The organism is Bradyrhizobium sp. JR3.5 (genome assembly GCF_054057015.1).
In genome coordinates this window covers 2,753,170-2,769,380 of sequence record NZ_JBSRYV010000001.1, presented here as the reverse complement: position 1 = coordinate 2,769,380, position 16,211 = coordinate 2,753,170, and the positions used below count along the sequence as shown (strand labels likewise).

Here is a 16,211-nt window from a genome sequence, read left to right as displayed (position 1 = left end):
GACGAGACTTTCCTGATCTCTGACGGTATATGTAACTGTGCCGTGCCAGCACGAGCAGCGGCGATTTCCGCCACGCATTTAGAGCTATTCAGTCGATTGACTCCGATAGGTAGCGGAATGGTCAACCTTCCGAGCGGCGCAAATTATTCTGTGAATTCAGGACCGAATAATTTCGGCAGGTATACCGTCGGGATTTGTCCGTCAGACGTGAAGATTTGTCCTTGTAGATCAACGGTGAAACGTCGTCCGAAACTATTGAGTGGGAGTAGGCGAACGGCTGCAATCGCGTAGCGTGGCGTGGATTCTTGTGAGACTTTTCTCGCCAGTTTTCATTCCGTGGGTGGCCCGCGAGCTGTGTACGTCCGTCTAACTCGATCGAGCTCCGCGATTCCATCGCGCATTCACGAGCAGAGTATTGTAGCGCGTTGCAGCGTACAGAAGGGCCGGAGAGCTTTATTGCCAGAGGCAACGATTGAACTGGCACAGAGCTCGACGAGGTGGCCCTTTCCACGTTGACAATCGGGTGTGCGAGGTTTAAACGGTACCTCGTGCGAGGAGCGCACGAAAAATCCAACGACGTAGCTGGGCATCTGGTCTTGGCGCGTCGTTTTTGCGTTTTTAGGAACAATCAATAATCCCAAGCTGGTGCTCGGCTCAAAATTCGGAGCGGACACCATGAGACGCGCTTATTTTGGTATCTACCTTTCTGCAGCAGTCGCGCTGCTGGCCGGCACGCAGGCCCAGGCCCAGACGAAGATCGGCGCTATTTTTGACCTGACCGGCGGTCTGAACATCTATGGCATTCAGCAGAACAATGCCCTGAAGCTGGCGGTCGAGACCATCAACGCCAAGGGAGGCGTGCTCGGCAAGCCGATCGAGGTCGTCGGCTACGACGCGCAATCCGAGCTGAGCAAATATACCCAGTATGCGAACACGGTGGTCCTGCGGGATCGTGTGAGCGCACTGTTCGCCGGGCTCACTAGCTCGTCGCGCGAGGCGATCCGGCCGATCATCCGCAAGGCCAACATCCCTTACTTCTATGGATCGCTCTACGAAGGCGGCGCCTGCGACAAGCAGACCTTCGTCACGGGACCGTCCGCCTCGCAGCAATTGTCGGTGCTCATCGACTGGGCTGTGAAGAAGTACGGCAAGCGGATCTACATCATGGCGCCCGATTACAACTTCGGGACGATCTCGGCGCACTGGGTCAGGGAATATGCAAGGAAGGCCGGTGCGGAGGTCGTGGGCGAGGACTTCCTGGCGCTCACGGTCACGGACTACGCGCCGACCATCCAGAAGATCCAGTCGGTCAAGCCTGACTTCGTCGTTGCGCTGCCGGTCGGTGCCAACCAGACCGGCTTCCTCGAGCAGTTTGCGGCCGCCGGCCTCAAGGACAGGATCGGCGTCGTCTCGACCAATTACGGCTCGGGCAACCAGCAGGTCGTGGTGTCGCCTGCTGCCGGCAAGGGCCTCATCGCGGACCAGGGCTACTTCCAGGTCGTCGACAATCCGGCGAATGCCGAATTTCTGAAGCTGTGGACCGCGAAATACGGCAGCGACACGCCGGTCATCTCGGAAGCTGTCGATATCTGGAACGCCGTGCATCTTTGGGCGGCAGCGGTCAACAAGGCCGGGGCGGCCCAGACGGCTCCGGTCATCGCGGCGCTCGAGAGTGGCCTGAGCTTCGAGGCACCGAACGGCACCGTGAAGCTCGAGCCGAAGTCGCACCATCTGCGCCAGAACATCTACATCGTCGAGGGCGATGACAGGCATGGCTTCAAGGTCGTCGAGACGTTCAGGGATGTCGCGCCGGCCTATGAGAACGAGAAGTGCGACCTGGTCGCAAACCCCACGCTCGCCCAGCATTTTGCACCAGAGAGCAAGTAGACGTCGAGGGGCGCGCGCCATCAAACCGCGCGCCCTCGCGTCGTTATTTGACGATTGGCCTGAACCAGTTCGATAATAAGACTAGACACCGGTTGCAGCGTGTGGTTCGATAATAGAACCATATAAGATATCAGGGAGGAAGCTAAATGATATCCCGCATCAATCTGTCCGGTTCGAACGGGCGTGCTTCGCGCAGCAGGAAGCGCAAGGACAACAGTCGGGGGTCGTGGGCAAGGCTGTTGCGCGTTGGCGCATTGACGGTGGCTGCCACATTCTGTCTTGCGGGAAAGCCAGTGCATGCCGAAGGCGGGATCAGGATCGGCGCCATTTTCGACCTGACCGGCGGTCTGAACATCTACGGCATTCAGCAGAACAATGCCCTGAAGCTGGCGGTCGAGACCATCAACGCCAAGGGAGGCGTGCTCGGCAAGCCGATCGAGGTCGTCGGCTACGACGCGCAATCCGAGCTGAGCAAATATACCCAGTATGCGAACACGGTGGTCCTGCGGGATCGTGTGAGCGCACTGTTCGCCGGGCTCACTAGCTCGTCGCGCGAGGCGATCCGGCCGATCATCCGCAAGGCCAACATCCCTTACTTCTATGGATCGCTCTACGAAGGCGGCGCCTGCGACAAGCAGACCTTCGTCACGGGACCGTCCGCCTCGCAGCAATTGTCGGTGCTCATCGACTGGGCTGTGAAGAAGTACGGCAAGCGGATCTACATCATGGCGCCCGATTACAACTTCGGGACGATCTCGGCGCACTGGGTCAGGGAATATGCAAGGAAGGCCGGTGCGGAGGTCGTGGGCGAGGACTTCCTGGCGCTCACGGTCACGGACTACGCGCCGACCATCCAGAAGATCCAGTCGGTCAAGCCTGACTTCGTCGTTGCGCTGCCGGTCGGTGCCAACCAGACCGGCTTCCTCGAGCAGTTTGCGGCCGCCGGCCTCAAGGACAGGATCGGCGTCGTCTCGACCAATTACGGCTCGGGCAACCAGCAGGTCGTGGTGTCACCGGCGGCCGGCAAGGGGCTCGTCGCGGACCAGGGCTACTTCCAGGTCGTCGACAATCCGGCGAATGCCGAATTTCTGAAGCTGTGGATCGCGAAATACGGCAGCGACACGCCGGTCATCTCGGAAGCTGTCGATATCTGGAACGCCGTGCATCTTTGGGCGGCAGCGGTCAACAAGGCCGGGGCGGCCCAGACGGCTCCGGTCATCGCGGCGCTCGAGAGTGGCCTGAGCTTCGAGGCACCGAACGGCACCGTGAAGCTCGAGCCGAAGTCGCACCATCTGCGCCAGAACATCTACATCGTCGAGGGCGATGACAGGCACGGCTTCAAGGTCGTCGAGACCTTCAGGGACGTCGCGCCGGCCTATGAGAACGAGAAGTGCGACCTGGTCGCAAACCCCACGCTCGCCCAGCATTTTGCACCGGAGAGCAAGTAGACGTCGAGGGGCGCGCGCCATCAAACCGCACGCCCCGTCGTTGGAGGAAGGGTTGATTATGGAACTGGATTACTTGGCAACCGTGTTGCTGTCGTCGTTGTCGAGCGCGTCGATCCTCTTGATCGCGACAATTGGCCTTGCGGTCGTATTCGGGTTGATGGGGGTTATCAATCTTGCGCATGGTGAGTTTCTGATGATCGGGGCCTATGCAGCCCTGACGGCCACCCGATACGGAGTCCCGTTCATCTTCGCGATCCCGATTGCCGTTCTTGTCACCATGGCCATCGGTGCGGCTGTCGAAGTACTGATCATCCGCCGTCTCTACGGTCGCCTGTTTGACACGATGCTGGCGACCTGGGGGCTCAGTATCGCGTTCTATCAGCTTGCGGTCATGATCTTCGGTACGGTTACGCCGGGCATCGGTATGCCGCAGTACAGCCTGAAGATCGGCAACTATAGTCTCGCTGGCTATCCGCTTCTGATGATCGGCGTCGCCATGCTCGCGACGCTTTTCGTCTACGTCCTCATGACGCACACTGTGTACGGCATGAAGGCGCGCGCAGCGATCCAGATGCCGGAGATGGCACGCGCAATCGGCATCGAGTCGTATCGCGTCAATACGCTCACGTTTGCGATCGGATGCGGCCTCGCGGGTTTTGCAGGTGCCGTTCTGCTACCTATCGTGCCGGCGACCCCCTCCATGGGCTTCGCCTTTGTCATCAAGGCGTTTCTTACCGTCGTGGTGGCTGGTCCGGTGACGCTGACCGGCAGCGCGCTGACAGCGATCGGGCTCGGCGGCGGTGCCTCCATGACGGCGAGCTTCATGACTTCGGTAGCAGGCGACGCCTTCTTCTTTCTGATCACTGCGTTCCTCCTCTGGCTTTATCCGCTCGGGATAACGGCCAGGTGGCGCAGCAAGATGTGAGACGGGCCATGAATCTGTCCTTGAAAGAACCGCGTATATCAACCCTGGCGATACCAGCTCAGGATCAGGTCCGGACGGCACAGGAAGTGGGTTGCGATATGGGGCTGTCCGAAAAAATCTACCGGAACGCCGGCCTGATCTTTCCGCTTCTGGCGACAGGCGGGGCACTCACAGGCGCAGGCTTCATTGATCCCTATCTGGCATACGTTGCTACGTCCTGGGTGATCTTTGGTTTGCTCGGTCTCAGCCTTGATCTTGTCTGGGGGAGAGGCGGCCTGCTGTCTCTTGGACAAACCGCCTTCTACGGTCTCGGCGGCTATTTCGGCAGCATCATTGCCATCAACATGGCGCCACTGACGGGCAACACGCTTGTCTGGAGCCTTCCGGCTGGCGCCATCTTCGGAGCTGCCAGTGCGGGTGCACTCGGTTCGATTATCTTCCTTGCGCGCATGGGACCGTTGCAGGCGACGATCCTTTCCTACACTTTTACGCTGCTTTTGTGGTCGCTGACACAATCCTTCAAGATCACGATCGGGCACGCGGTGGTCGGCGGCGACAATGGCCTGTCGAACATCCCGGGCGTGGTACCCGGATTCGGGCAAGGTGCGGAATCCGCCGGTCCCGTCGAAGTGTTCGTCACGGTCGTCATTGTGTCAGCTGCAATTTACTTCCTGTGCTGGTGGCTGATGCGCGGTACGTTCGGCCGCGTCATCGACTGCATTCGAATTGACCCGCAGAAGACGGAACTTCTCGGCTACGATATTCGCAAATATCAGGTCGCCAGTTTCTCCCTCGCAGGAGCAATCGCCGGGCTCGCAGGCGCGATGTTCGGGGCCTGGGCCAATTACCTCAACCCGTCGATTTTCTCGGTTCAGGAAGCGCTCCTCGTGCCGATCTATGTACTGGTCGGCGGTCTGGGTACGCTGGCGGGGGCCTTTGTCGGTGCTTTCGCGATCGGTGGCCTGTCCTACTACCTGGGCGGCGGGGCCGTCGGCGGCCAGACGACGCTGATCCTCGGCATCGTCCTGATCCTGCTGGTTCTCTTTCTGAAGAACGGTCTGGTAGGCGCTGTCGGCGAGCTCTGGCGAAGAACGCTTCCGGACCCGAATGCGGCAGCCCGCGACGCCGGCGCCGTTTTAATTGATCCCGCTGTGCTCGAAGGCATTCTTGTTGAAGCCGAGGAGCAGGCGGGGCCGGCAAAGCGTCTTGCGACTGTCGATCTCTACAAGCACTTCGGTGGCGTCATCCCGGTCAACAAGGTAGCGCGCACCTTCGAGCCCGGACGACCATATTCGCTGATCGGGCCGAATGGCGCGGGAAAGAGTTCGTATCTGAAGGTCTGCGTCGGCATCTACATGCCCGGAGGCCGGATCAGTGACGGTCGGCGACGTGGATGCGACGAACGCGCCAATCTTCGAACGCGTTCGTCAGGGTGTCGGCGTGAAGAACCAGAAGCCACAGATATTCGGCGAACTGACTGTGGATGAGAACCTGTCGATTGCTGCCTTTGCCCGTACTCGCGACCGGCAGGCAGCGGCTGATGTGAGCCGCCGGATACTTGCCATGCTGGGTTTCGAACGGCAGGCAAAAGTCCAGGCTTCGGCTCTCTCGCACGGACAGCAACAATGGCTGGACATCGGCATGGTGCTTTGTCTCGCACCCCGCGTCGTACTGCTCGACGAGCCGGCGGCCGGTATGACAAATGAAGAAACACGCGAGCTCTCGTCTCTCGTTCGGACCCTTGCACGGCACACGACTGTGATTGTCGTGGAGCACGATATGGAGTTCGTCAGAACTCTCGAAGGTCACGTCACGGTGCTCCATCAGGGGCAGGTCTTCGCAGAAGGCGACATAGCTGCACTGCGCACAGATGATCGCGTTCTCGACATCTATCTCGGGAGGCGCGAGCATGTTTAGGGTTGTCAACGCGACCGGCGGATACGGGAAGACTGTCATTATCCGTGATGTCTCGATCACGGTAGAGAAGGCCGAGATCGTTGCGTTGCTGGGACGCAACGGCGTCGGGAAGTCCACGCTGATGCGTTTCGCCATGGCCCTGATCCCGGCATTTTCGGGCCATGTCGAGATTGATGGCCATAGCGTGCCAGAATCGCCTGCCAGGCGCGCGAAGGCGGGCGTCGGCTATGTGCCGCAAGGCCGGTACGTCTTCCCCCGGATGACGGTTACGGAGAATATCGCAGTCGCGGCTGAAACCAATGGCCACAGCGGCCGCGTGGCAGTGGAATCTGCCCTTCGGGAATTTCCGATGCTCCGCCCGAAGGCGGATGATCTTGCCGGCGGCCTGTCTGGCGGGCAGCAACAGGTGCTGGCTCTTGCCCGCGCCTTGGCGACCGGGCCGAAGATACTGCTCCTCGACGAGCCTACCGAGGGGGTCCAGCCATCAATCATCGACGAGATGGCCGGTATCCTGAAGCGCATCAACCGCGAGCGCGGGGTTGCCATTCTGGTCGCAGAACAGGATCTCGATTTTTGCCTGTCGATCGCTACGCGTGCGTACGTCATGGAGAAGGGCAGTGTGCGGCTCGAGACTGATCGCGAGAGTTTGCGGGCCGACAGGAAACTGCAGCAACAATTGCTCGGAGTCTGACTATGCGCGAAATGTCCGGATCCATGTCAACAGGATTGACCGAGGAGCAACATGAGCAAATCGCCGCGACCCTGAAGCGAATCCGCGAAGGCCTCGACTGCGCGGATCGCCTGATCGGGGCCGAACCATCTCACTTCTTTATTCCCGGAACACAGGACGCGACGCAACCGTGATGCAGACCCTTACCCAACAGATCGAAGCGCTCGCGTCCGGCGTCAGTTCGCCTTCGAAACTCGCCGCCGGCGCCCTCGAGCTGGCGGCGCGACATTCCGATCTTAATGCTTTCGTAGCCCTCGATCCTGACCTTGTCATGAGGCAGGCGAGGGAGGCCGACGAGCGGCGGCAAGGAGGCAGGCCCATGAGCGCGCTCGACGGGGTGCCGATCGCCATCAAGGATAACTACCTCACTGAGGACTATCCGACGACCGCCTGCTCCAGGGCATTGCCGCTGGAGCGTCAGGGGCGGGACGCCACAATCGTTGCAAATCTTCGCAAGGCAGGGGCGGTTATCTTTGCGAAGACCAACATGCATGAGTGGGCATATGGCGCGACAAACTCGGCCTCCAGCTTCGGCGCGACCCGGAATCCCCGCAACCGTGATCACATTACGGGAGGCAGCAGCGGCGGCTCCGGCGCTGCAGTCGCGGCCGGTATCGTTGCAGCTGCGCTCGGCAGCGACACTGGAGGTTCGATCCGTATTCCGTCCGGAGCCTGTGGCATCTACGGCTTCAAGCCGAGCTATGGCCGGGCCTCCCGCCACGGGGTTCTTCCACTTAGCTGGTCCCTCGACGCCCCGGGGCCGATCACGGCGGCACTTGACGATATCATCCACCTGATGCCGTTCATCTGCGGCGAGGACGCGAACGATCCTGCCACCTTGCGGTCTCCCGCTTTCGGACCTGTCGAACGCCTCGACAGGCCTCGGCTGATCAATCTGGCAGGCGAGGGGCTAGAGCGCTCCGATGATGTTGATCGAAGCTTTCTGTCGGCGCTTCGACACTCGGGAGCCGACGTTACCAATCGCGAGCTGGAGGGAGTTTCGTCGTACTTTGCAGCGTGGGAAGCGATCCTCCATTGCGAAGCATCTTCATATCACGCTGAGCTCCTTGCCCGAAATCCGTCAGGGTTCAGCGCCCTGACCAGGGCACATCTCGAGGCCGGAACCCGGATCTCCGGCGTCGAGCTGTTGAAAGCCCAGCGAATTCGTGGCCAACTCACCACGCAGCTGAACGGTCTTGGTGACTGGGATGCGCGTCGTGCTTCCGACCTTGCCGGTCGTTGCTCCGAAGATCGGAGACGACTGGCAGACCTTTGGCGGCCGGCGGGTGACGACGCAGGATAGCATGACCTGGTTCTGCTGGATCGGAAACCTGGCGGGACTTCCCTGCATTTCGATCCCGTGCGGAAGTTCGTCCGAAGGACTGCCCGTCGGCATGATGTTGATGGGACAGTATGGTCAGGACGAACGTCTTCTGGCCGTTGCACAATGGATGGATCGACGGATCAACATGGACGCATGACGATGGACGGAGAGACGGTCAAACTAGGCGTCCTGTTCTCGCAGACCGGGCCGATGGCTGTGACGGAGAACGCGAATATCGAAGGCGTTCTCATTGCCTGCGATGAGATCAACGCTAGCGGCGGTATCAATGGCCGGCCCCTCGAGCCGGTAATTGCCAATCCGGCTGGCGATGACCGGCGATATGAGGAATTGGCTACTGATCTCCTGCTTCGTCAGCGCGTCCGTGCAATTGTGGGGTGCTGCCTGTCGACCAGCCGAAAGAAGGTCGTGCCCGTCGTCGAGCGCTATAACGGCGTGTTGCTCTATCCATCTGTCTATGAGGGTTTCGAGTATTCTCCCAATGTGATTTACGGAGGGGCCGTTCCGAACCAGGTGATTGTCCCGCTACTGGAGTATCTATTCGCCAGTTTCGGGAAGCATGTCGGCCTGATTGGATCCGATACCCTGTACGCGCGCGAGATCAACCGCATCGTCAAGGAGTTTCTCACCGAGAGTGGCGGAAAAGTCGTCGGGGAGGTTTACCTTCCTTTCGCGACCACAAGAGAACGCTTTGAGCCGTTCCTCGAACAACTCGTTGCGAAGGAACCGCAAGCGATCATTTCAACCGTCGTCGGCGAAGATACCGTCGTCCTGTACGAGGCCTTCAACAAGGTCCGGCAAGGACGCAACGTTCCGATCGCGTCGCTCACCACAACGGAATCGGAGCTGGCCAGCATGTCGCCAGAGGCGCGTGCCGGCCATCTTTCAGCATTGACGTATTTCGGCTCGCTGGACACGCCGCAGAACCCAGAGTTCGTCGCCGCCTATCAAAAGCGATATGGCCTCGACAAGGTACCGGGTGTCTACACAGAAGCCGGCTATGCGCTCGCCCACATGTTTGCAGATGCAGTAAGGCAGGCCGGAGACTCCGATAGCGAGTCCATCCTTCCGATCCTGTCCGGCGCTGTATTCAGGGGGCCTGCGGGGGACAAGGTGATCGATCTCGACAATAACCACTTCCTGATGCGACCGATGATCGGCAGGGCTTCCGAGAACGGCAGCTTCGAGATTGTGTGGAAGAGTGCAGGGGCTGTCCGGCCAGATCCCTATCTGATTTCGTACGATCGTTCCCTGGTCGCGTGAGGCTTGAGGATGAGCGACCGCATTTCACTGAACGATCAGGACCTGCTTCGGCGGTTGCGTCGGATGCGGGTCCTCGTCATTCATCCTGACGATGAGGAACGCGCACTGTTTCTCGCGCACATCAAGCGCATCGGGTGCCAGGTCGAGGGCGTCTGGCCCGCGCCCGAGACATTGCCTTCCTATGTTGATGTCGTCCTGTTCCTCGTCAATCCGGGCCGCGACGGGAAGACCCCGGGCTGGATGACCATGTCTGATGCCGTCGCAAGAATAGGCATCATCGCGTACGAGACGCCGGAGATACTCAGCGAACTTCATAGCCTGAATGTCCACGGCGTAATCTCCAAGCCGATCCGCATCTTCGGCGTCCTGGCGGCACTAACCACTGCGGTCAGTCTCGCCAGTCACGAAGCGCGCCTGAAGCAGCGCATCAAGTCTCTGGATGAGACCCTGAAGGCGAGACGGAAGATCGAGAAGGCTGTCGAGATACTGACCACCACGCGCAATATCCCGCACGAAGAAGCCTATCGCCGGCTGCGGGAGAAGGCGATGAACTCGAACACGACGATCGCACTGGTGGCAGAGGCTATCATCGCATCAAGCGACATCTAGACGCTGGTCGGGTCTTCGACTCCTGTTTTGGCTCCGGTTCGTCAGCGCTGCGCAGCCCGGCGCGCACCGGTTTTCCGTGGTGTGTCGAGGTCAACTGCCTTGCGGACAAAAGTCATGGATGCGTCAAGCTCCTTGCCGTCGCGTCCCTGCAGTGAAAGCCTCGGCACGCGTTTCCCGCTCACTTTCTCCGTAAGGATCGAATGGCGTTCCGCCTTGCCGAAGCAATGGTCCTCGGCCCATTGCCGCAGGCTCACAGTTACCAGAAAGAGATCCCGGCCCTTTCTTGTCAGCACATACTCCTGGTAGCCGCCTTCGTCGGAGACCGGGGCCGTTTCCAGAACGTCGATCGAGACCAGATGTTTGAGGCGGGCAGTCAGAATCCCCTTCGAGATTCCAAGGCTCTTCTGGAATTCGGTGAATCGCCGGACTCCGTCGAAAGCGTCGCGGATGATCAACAGGGACCACCAGTCACCGATTTCGTCCAGAGCCCTCGCTACCGGACATTCCACGTCTCCCAGACTCGTTCTTTTCATGATCGCTCCAGACTCGAAATTGCGTCTGGTACTAAAATAGGACTAGACAAGCGCCTGCGCAAGTGGTTCGATAATAGAACCAAATGCATCGGAGTAACGACATATGACAACTGCAACTGCCAGCGCTTCCGAACCGGGTGCCGGGGCCAAGCGCAAGAGTGCCGCCCGTGTAGCGGTAGTCCAGTTTAACCCACAGGTCGGCCTGGAAAATCTGGAGGCGAATGAGACTGCTGTTCGCAAGCGCCTTCAGCAGGCGGTCTCGGAAGGAGCCAATCTGATCGTGCTGCCTGAATTGGCGACGACAGGCTATTGCTTCGATTCGCGTGCGGAGGCTTTCGCGCATGCCGAGCCAGTGCCCGAGGGGCGGACTATTCGCGGTTGGGAAACGTTTGCCAAACAGCATCAGGTCTATATCGTCGGCTGCCTGCCCGAACTGGAAGGGCATCAGCTGTTCGATACTGCTGTTCTGGTGGGGCCGGACGGCTACATCGGCAAGTACCGCAAGACGCATCTCTGGAACGAGGAAAAGCTGTTCTTCACGCCAGGCAATCTGGGCTATCCGGTTTTTGAGACGCGGATCGGCCGGATCGGTCTCCTGGTATGCTGGGACATCTGGTTTCCGGAAGCCGCGCGTATCGTTAGCCAGCTGGGTGCCGACATTATCTGCATCCCGACCGGCTGGGTGTGGACGCCGCCGCCGCTCTACGATGCAAGCGGTACCTGCATGGCGGCGTATCTCACCATGACTGCGGCCCACGCAAACAACGTCTTCATCGCAACTGCCGACCGGATCGGCACCGAACGCGGCGCCGGCTTTATGGGAAATTCCCTCATCGCAGGCACCAATGGCTGGCCGATTGGCCGGATCGCCGGACCTGAAGAGGACACGATCCTGTACGCCGATATCGACGTCGTCGAGGCCCGAACCGCGCCGATCTGGAACAAGCTGAACGACCTGGTGAGAGACCCGTCGTACCGATCTCTACGATCAGTTGCTCGGCTTCCGCGGAGCGCCGGCACTTCCCCGATAGCAATGCGATGCCCGCCGGGGCGCGTGGGCCAGAAGGGGCGCGCGCCCGCGGCTATCGATCCTGGCGTTTCGCCAGCACTGAAGAGGTGAACGATGCCCTACCTGCAAATCGACGTGCCGGGACGTTACCCGGCCGAGCAAAAACAGCGCCTGGCCAGGCGCTTTGGCGAAATCTATGCCGATATCATGCAAGCAGACATCAGGCGGATCTCTGTGGCCGTTCGCGAGCTGTACGACGGCGGCATCTGGCGTTGTACTGCAGGTGAGCCGTACGAGGCAGCCCTGCTGATGTGTGACATCCGGAAGGGGCGCCCACCCGAGCAACGGGAACGACTGGCGCGCGCGCTTGTCAACGCGTGCCTGGAAATACTAGAGCTGCGGACAGATCAGGTGAACGTTGAGTTCACGCAGCACTCCGGGGATGAAATGTATCACCCGCTTGCTCGGCGGGCTCAGCAAAGACTGGTCCGCCAATGAAGCGCAATGAACAACCGAACGGACTGTCATCCGGTGCGTCTGAAATTCGAGCTCTGGCAGCCGGACTGTCCGCGGGACAGGCCAGCAGTATCGACCTCGTGGAAGAATGCCTCGACCGCATCAAGGACCCGGCGGGCGAGGGCGCCAGAACATTCATCAAGGTCTGGGATCGGGCGGCGCGGCTTGCCGCAGCTGCCTTCACCCCGGAAAGGATCGGTGAGACTCGTTCGCTGGTCGCAGGACTTCCGGTCTCGGTGAAGGACCTGTTCGACGTCAAGGGCGAGGTGACGCTGGCCGGCGCTCCGGCACGGGACGATGCGGCGCCAGCTGCATCCGACGCTCCTGTAATCAGCCGGCTCAAATCGGCGGGCGCTGTCCTGATCGGGCGCACGAATATGACGCAGTTTGCCTATTCGGCGGTTGGGCTGAACCCGCATTTTGGCACGCCCGGCAATCCCTGGGATTCGCTCCCGTACACCCGGAGGATCCTCTTCAGGGGCAGCAGTTTCGGTCGCAGATCGTATGGCGGTTGCATCCATCGGATCCGATACCGTCGGATCTATCCGCGTACCTGCTGCCTTTTGTGGAGTAGTTGGCTTCAAGCCTACCCAACGTCGGGTGCCCCGCGACGGTGCAATTCCGTTGTCGACGACCCTGGACACAGTTGGCCCGCTGGCGCGGTCGGTCGAGGACTGCGCGCTGGTCTTCGGTGTCATTGCCGGCGAAGAGGTGCGTCCAACGGACGGCTTCGATCTCACCAGTCTGCGGTTCGCGATTCCGAAAGGAAGGATGCTGGAGGGGCTCGATCCTGAGGTGGCAAGCGCCTTTGCGCGCGCATGCAGCATGGCGTCCCGTGCGGGCGCCAGAATTCTCGAGATCGATGTGCCAACGCTGGACGTGTTCCAGACCCTGAATCCGAACGCAACCATCCAGGCGGTTGAGTCGATGGCCTGGCACCGCGATCTGATCGGCCGAAGGGGCGCCGAATACGACCCGAACGTGAGAGCGCGCATCGAGGCCGGGGACCGGATCGCAGCGACTGCATACGCCGATTGCCTGATGCGTCGAGAACCATTGTCACACGAGCTGGATCACCTTACCGCGGGCTTCGATGCCCTGATCATGCCGACTGTCCCGATCATCGCTCCGTCAATTGCGACTTGCATGCGTGACGAAGGCAGCGTCCGGGCCCGGATCATCAGGAACACGTCCCCGTTCAACTACTTCGATCGCCCATCGATAAGCATCCCGATACATGAGCCGGGAAGTGCCCCGGTCGGCTTGATGCTGGTCGGCCAACGCGACGAAGACTGGAAACTGCTGGCCATAGCTCGTGCTCTCGAAACCGGGAGAGGGAGGTGAACACCGGGAGCGAATGCACGCCGTCGGAGTCCTGGGGCGTTCCAAATGCCCGGCCCGGGCGAACCAACTGCCAGCAGCTGCGGCGAGACCATCCTGTTGCGCTGCGGCAGACCAGGATTCCGGCGGGCAATCGGCTGTCGACATGGCAGCCGGGAGAACGATAATGAAACTATCCTTGCCGGGTGAGAAGTGGAGCTGACTCAAAAGAACGGAAACGGTCACCCTGTCCTCATAGATTTTCATCGAGAGGATCATATTGCATGACGAGTGATGCAGGGCTCTATTTTGATCGAACGCCAGTGCATGATCTTGCCGCGTTGCTTCATTCATACAATGTTGACGAATTTAACTCGCCGTATCGATCAACTGTGCCGCTATTGGCGCTCGTGAAAGACGAACGGAACACGTTTCGCAAAGTATTGAGTGTTTGTCAGGTGTCGATGCCGGTGGACCTTCATTTTGAGTTCAAGGTCGATCATCAGTCGAAGGGGCGAGGGGCGCCGTCACACACCGATCTCATGGCAATCTCCGAGGACGTATGCATTGCTATCGAGTCCAAGTGGACCGAGCCTTCTTACGATACTGTCGGTACCTGGCTTTCTAAAGGGCGGCGACTTACCGAACCGGGAGAAAGTGCTTAAGGGGTGGCTGGCCTTGATGAGGCTCGAGTGCGCGCCGCAATCGCTCGAAGAAATCGCGGATTGCGAGTATCAAATGCTGCATCGGGCAGCATCAGCATACGCTGCTGCGTCTTCTTTCGCTACGAAAAAGCGTCCGATGCTCGCATACCTCAAATTCACTTCGCCGGAAACGCCGGTTTTTGCTGCATCGACGGAATACTATGTTGATGCCTTGACGTTGCTCCACAAGCTACTGCGTCCAATGGATCTCCAGACCTATCTGGTTGAGATGAAAATGGCACCGAGCGAGCATTTCAGACTGATTGCAGATCGTCCTAAAGCAAACCCTGCAACGGGAGTTGCTGTTCGAGGCGCATTGCAGGAGACTTCATTGTTCAGCTTCTCGGGCGACAAGGTGTACCGGATCGGGACCTAGGCAACACAAGGTGGGCATCCTTCCGCCGCCCGGCTGAACGACCCTGTTGGGGACGAGTAGCAGCGGGACGTGCCAACTTGCGAGCGGTCATTTCAAAGCCGTCCACTCGCGTGCAGATGGCGGAGGCGCACAATGAATGAACCAGTCTCAAAGCATTATACCTTTGTCCCAGGGCGAAAACTCTTCTTCCCCGTAGCCCAGCCGTTCGCTGGCAGTTTTCTGTCCGGAGGCGGTCGCTAAGATCAAATCGAATATCCTTTTGCCGGCCCCTTCGATTGTCTCCGTTCCGTCCAATATGGTGCCGCAGTTAACATCCATGTCGTCGGGCATGCGCTGGTAAAGCGGCGTGTTGCTCGCCAGTTTCAGCGAAGGAATCGGCTTGCACCCGAAGGCTGATCCGCGCCCGGTCGTGAAGCACAGGACATTTGCTCCTCCTGCGACCTGCGCTGTCGCGCCGACAGGGTCGAACGCCGGCGCGTCCATGAAAACCAGACCCTTTTCCGTCACGCGCTCGGCATAGTCGTAGACCTCCACGAGATTGGTGGTGCCGCCCTTGGCCATTGCGCCAAGGGATTTTTCAATGATGTTCGTGAGGCCGCCGGCCTTGTTGCCGGGGGACGGGTTATTGTTGATCTCCATTCCGTGACTGGCAGCAAATTCTTCCCACCACTTCACGCGCGCAGTGAGCTTTTCTCCAACTTCTCGCCGAACGGCACGCCGGGTCAGGATATGTTCGGCCCCATAGCACTCTGTCGTTTCAGACAGAATTGCAGTTCCACCGTGAGCGACGATCAGATCAACAGCAGCTCCCAGTGCGGCGTTCGCACTGATTCCGGAGTACCCGTCTGATCCACCGCACTGAAGCGCAACTTTCAATTCACTTGCCGGTACCGGCGTCCGTTGAATGTTGTTCGCCCGCTCCAGGCTTGCCTCAATGCGTTCAATACCCGCTCGTACCGTGGCTGCGGTCCCGCCAGATTGCTGAATAACAAGCGCGTCGCCCGCACTCCCTCCCAGCACGCCATCGAGATTGCTGACCTCACAGCGTCCAGTCCGATCATGAGCACTTTCGCGAAATTCGGGTGAGCGGCGTAGCCGGCGATACATCGTCGCAACGCTTCGATGCCATCGATCCTGGCATCAAGTCCGCATCCGCTCTTGTGCGTCAGCGCCACGACGCCGTCGATATTCGGATAGTCGGCAAGACGGCCCTTGAAATGGTCTGCGATCATGCGGGCGGCAGTCGCCGAACAGTTCACGCTGGTCAATACGCCGATATAGTTGCGCGTCGCTACGCGTCCATCTGCACGGACATAGCCATTGAAGGTACGTTGCACGGACGCGAGAGGCGTTGGTCGAACATCCTGGCCAAAAGTGTTGCTGTCTTGCGAATAGTCGCTCATGCCGAGATTGTGGACGTGAACGTGTTCGCCTTGAGCGATGGTAGCCGACGCTACGCCGATTACTGAGCTGTAACGGCGAACAGCTGTGCCCGCTTCGATCCGACGTCGCGCAATCTTGTGACCGGCCGGAATCGGATCTATCGCGGACTACCCCGTCCGACACGGTCTCACCAACGGCGATAGCGCGAAGCGCGATCAATACGTCGTCGGAGCTGTTCAGGAGGATCGT

General features: G+C 59.8%; 17 protein-coding genes and 2 pseudogenes. 17 read left to right on the top strand and 2 right to left on the bottom strand.

From position 1 onward, the window contains the following. Positions 1-675 precede the first annotated feature (675 nt). The 11 genes from ACVWW1_RS13945 to ACVWW1_RS13895 all read left to right on the top strand — a co-directional run bounded on the left by ACVWW1_RS13945 (position 676) and on the right by ACVWW1_RS13895 (position 10,121). On the top strand, positions 676-1,887 hold the full coding sequence (locus ACVWW1_RS13945) for an urea ABC transporter substrate-binding protein (protein ID WP_456656191.1): 1,212 nt from the start codon (positions 676-678) through the stop codon (positions 1,885-1,887). A gap of 146 nt (positions 1,888-2,033) precedes the next feature. Next, on the top strand, positions 2,034-3,335 hold the full coding sequence (locus ACVWW1_RS13940) for an urea ABC transporter substrate-binding protein (RefSeq protein ID WP_456656190.1): 1,302 nt from the start codon (positions 2,034-2,036) through the stop codon (positions 3,333-3,335). 58 nt (positions 3,336-3,393) lie between these two features. Continuing rightward, positions 3,394-4,260, top strand: coding sequence for an ABC transporter permease subunit (locus ACVWW1_RS13935; protein WP_456656189.1), 867 nt, complete (start codon positions 3,394-3,396; stop codon positions 4,258-4,260). A gap of 8 nt (positions 4,261-4,268) precedes the next feature. Beyond that, positions 4,269-5,747, top strand: a complete 1,479-nt coding sequence (locus ACVWW1_RS13930; RefSeq protein WP_456656188.1) for an ABC transporter permease subunit — start codon at positions 4,269-4,271, stop codon at positions 5,745-5,747. Then, positions 5,701-6,177, top strand: coding sequence for an ATP-binding cassette domain-containing protein (locus ACVWW1_RS13925; protein ID WP_456656187.1), 477 nt, complete (start codon positions 5,701-5,703; stop codon positions 6,175-6,177). Before ACVWW1_RS13930 ends, ACVWW1_RS13925 begins: the two co-directional genes overlap by 47 nt. After that, entirely contained in the window at positions 6,170-6,868 is a 699-nt protein-coding gene (locus ACVWW1_RS13920; RefSeq protein ID WP_074125282.1) for an ABC transporter ATP-binding protein, read from the top strand. Before ACVWW1_RS13925 ends, ACVWW1_RS13920 begins: the two co-directional genes overlap by 8 nt. 2 nt (positions 6,869-6,870) lie before the next feature. Beyond that, complete coding sequence (locus tag ACVWW1_RS13915) at positions 6,871-7,041, top strand: hypothetical protein (RefSeq protein ID WP_168193298.1); 171 nt, start codon at positions 6,871-6,873, stop codon at positions 7,039-7,041. Further along, a complete protein-coding gene (locus tag ACVWW1_RS13910; RefSeq protein WP_456656186.1) occupies positions 7,041-8,210 on the top strand; it encodes an amidase in 1,170 nt (389 codons plus the stop codon). The genes ACVWW1_RS13915 and ACVWW1_RS13910 overlap by 1 nt, the downstream gene beginning before the upstream one ends. Then, positions 8,116-8,388 carry an amidase family protein gene (locus tag ACVWW1_RS13905; RefSeq protein WP_456656185.1) on the top strand — a complete coding sequence of 91 codons (273 nt, stop codon included), beginning with the start codon at positions 8,116-8,118 and terminating at the stop codon, positions 8,386-8,388. Before ACVWW1_RS13910 ends, ACVWW1_RS13905 begins: the two co-directional genes overlap by 95 nt. A 2-nt stretch (positions 8,389-8,390) precedes the next feature. Continuing rightward, a complete protein-coding gene (locus ACVWW1_RS13900) occupies positions 8,391-9,512 on the top strand; it encodes a transporter substrate-binding domain-containing protein (protein ID WP_083632559.1) in 1,122 nt (373 codons plus the stop codon). A gap of 9 nt (positions 9,513-9,521) precedes the next feature. Further along, entirely contained in the window at positions 9,522-10,121 is a 600-nt protein-coding gene (locus ACVWW1_RS13895) for an ANTAR domain-containing response regulator (RefSeq protein ID WP_456656184.1), read from the top strand. 41 nt (positions 10,122-10,162) lie between these two features. Here the strand turns inward: ACVWW1_RS13895 and ACVWW1_RS13890 are convergent, their stop codons facing one another. After that, complete coding sequence (locus tag ACVWW1_RS13890; protein ID WP_074125286.1) at positions 10,163-10,654, bottom strand: winged helix-turn-helix transcriptional regulator; 492 nt, start codon at positions 10,652-10,654, stop codon at positions 10,163-10,165. A 103-nt stretch (positions 10,655-10,757) separates the two neighbouring features. Between ACVWW1_RS13890 and ACVWW1_RS13885 the strand changes: the two genes are divergently transcribed. From ACVWW1_RS13885 to ACVWW1_RS13860, 6 genes and pseudogenes are all read left to right on the top strand, one after another. Then, on the top strand, positions 10,758-11,774 hold the full coding sequence (locus tag ACVWW1_RS13885; protein WP_456656183.1) for a nitrilase family protein: 1,017 nt from the start codon (positions 10,758-10,760) through the stop codon (positions 11,772-11,774). A gap of 3 nt (positions 11,775-11,777) precedes the next feature. Then, the gene (locus ACVWW1_RS13880) at positions 11,778-12,161 is read left to right on the top strand and encodes a tautomerase family protein (RefSeq protein ID WP_456656182.1); all 384 of its coding nucleotides are present in this window, start codon (positions 11,778-11,780) and stop codon (positions 12,159-12,161) included. Next, positions 12,158-12,616 (top strand): annotated as a pseudogene (locus ACVWW1_RS13875) (amidase family protein); the annotation flags it as partial. The gene ACVWW1_RS13880 and the pseudogene ACVWW1_RS13875, both read left to right, overlap by 4 nt. After that, positions 12,600-13,523: an amidase family protein gene (locus ACVWW1_RS13870; protein WP_456656181.1), complete on the top strand. Its 924-nt coding sequence runs from the start codon at positions 12,600-12,602 to the stop codon at positions 13,521-13,523. The pseudogene ACVWW1_RS13875 and the gene ACVWW1_RS13870, both read left to right, overlap by 17 nt. Positions 13,524-13,783: 260 nt before the next feature. Further along, a complete protein-coding gene (locus tag ACVWW1_RS13865) occupies positions 13,784-14,164 on the top strand; it encodes a hypothetical protein (protein ID WP_456656180.1) in 381 nt (126 codons plus the stop codon). Between the two features lie 13 nt (positions 14,165-14,177). Beyond that, entirely contained in the window at positions 14,178-14,579 is a 402-nt protein-coding gene (locus tag ACVWW1_RS13860; protein WP_456656179.1) for a hypothetical protein, read from the top strand. A gap of 147 nt (positions 14,580-14,726) precedes the next feature. Here ACVWW1_RS13860 and ACVWW1_RS13855 read toward each other — a convergent pair. Continuing rightward, a pseudogene (locus ACVWW1_RS13855) lies at positions 14,727-16,208 on the bottom strand (UxaA family hydrolase). Positions 16,209-16,211 lie beyond the last annotated feature (3 nt).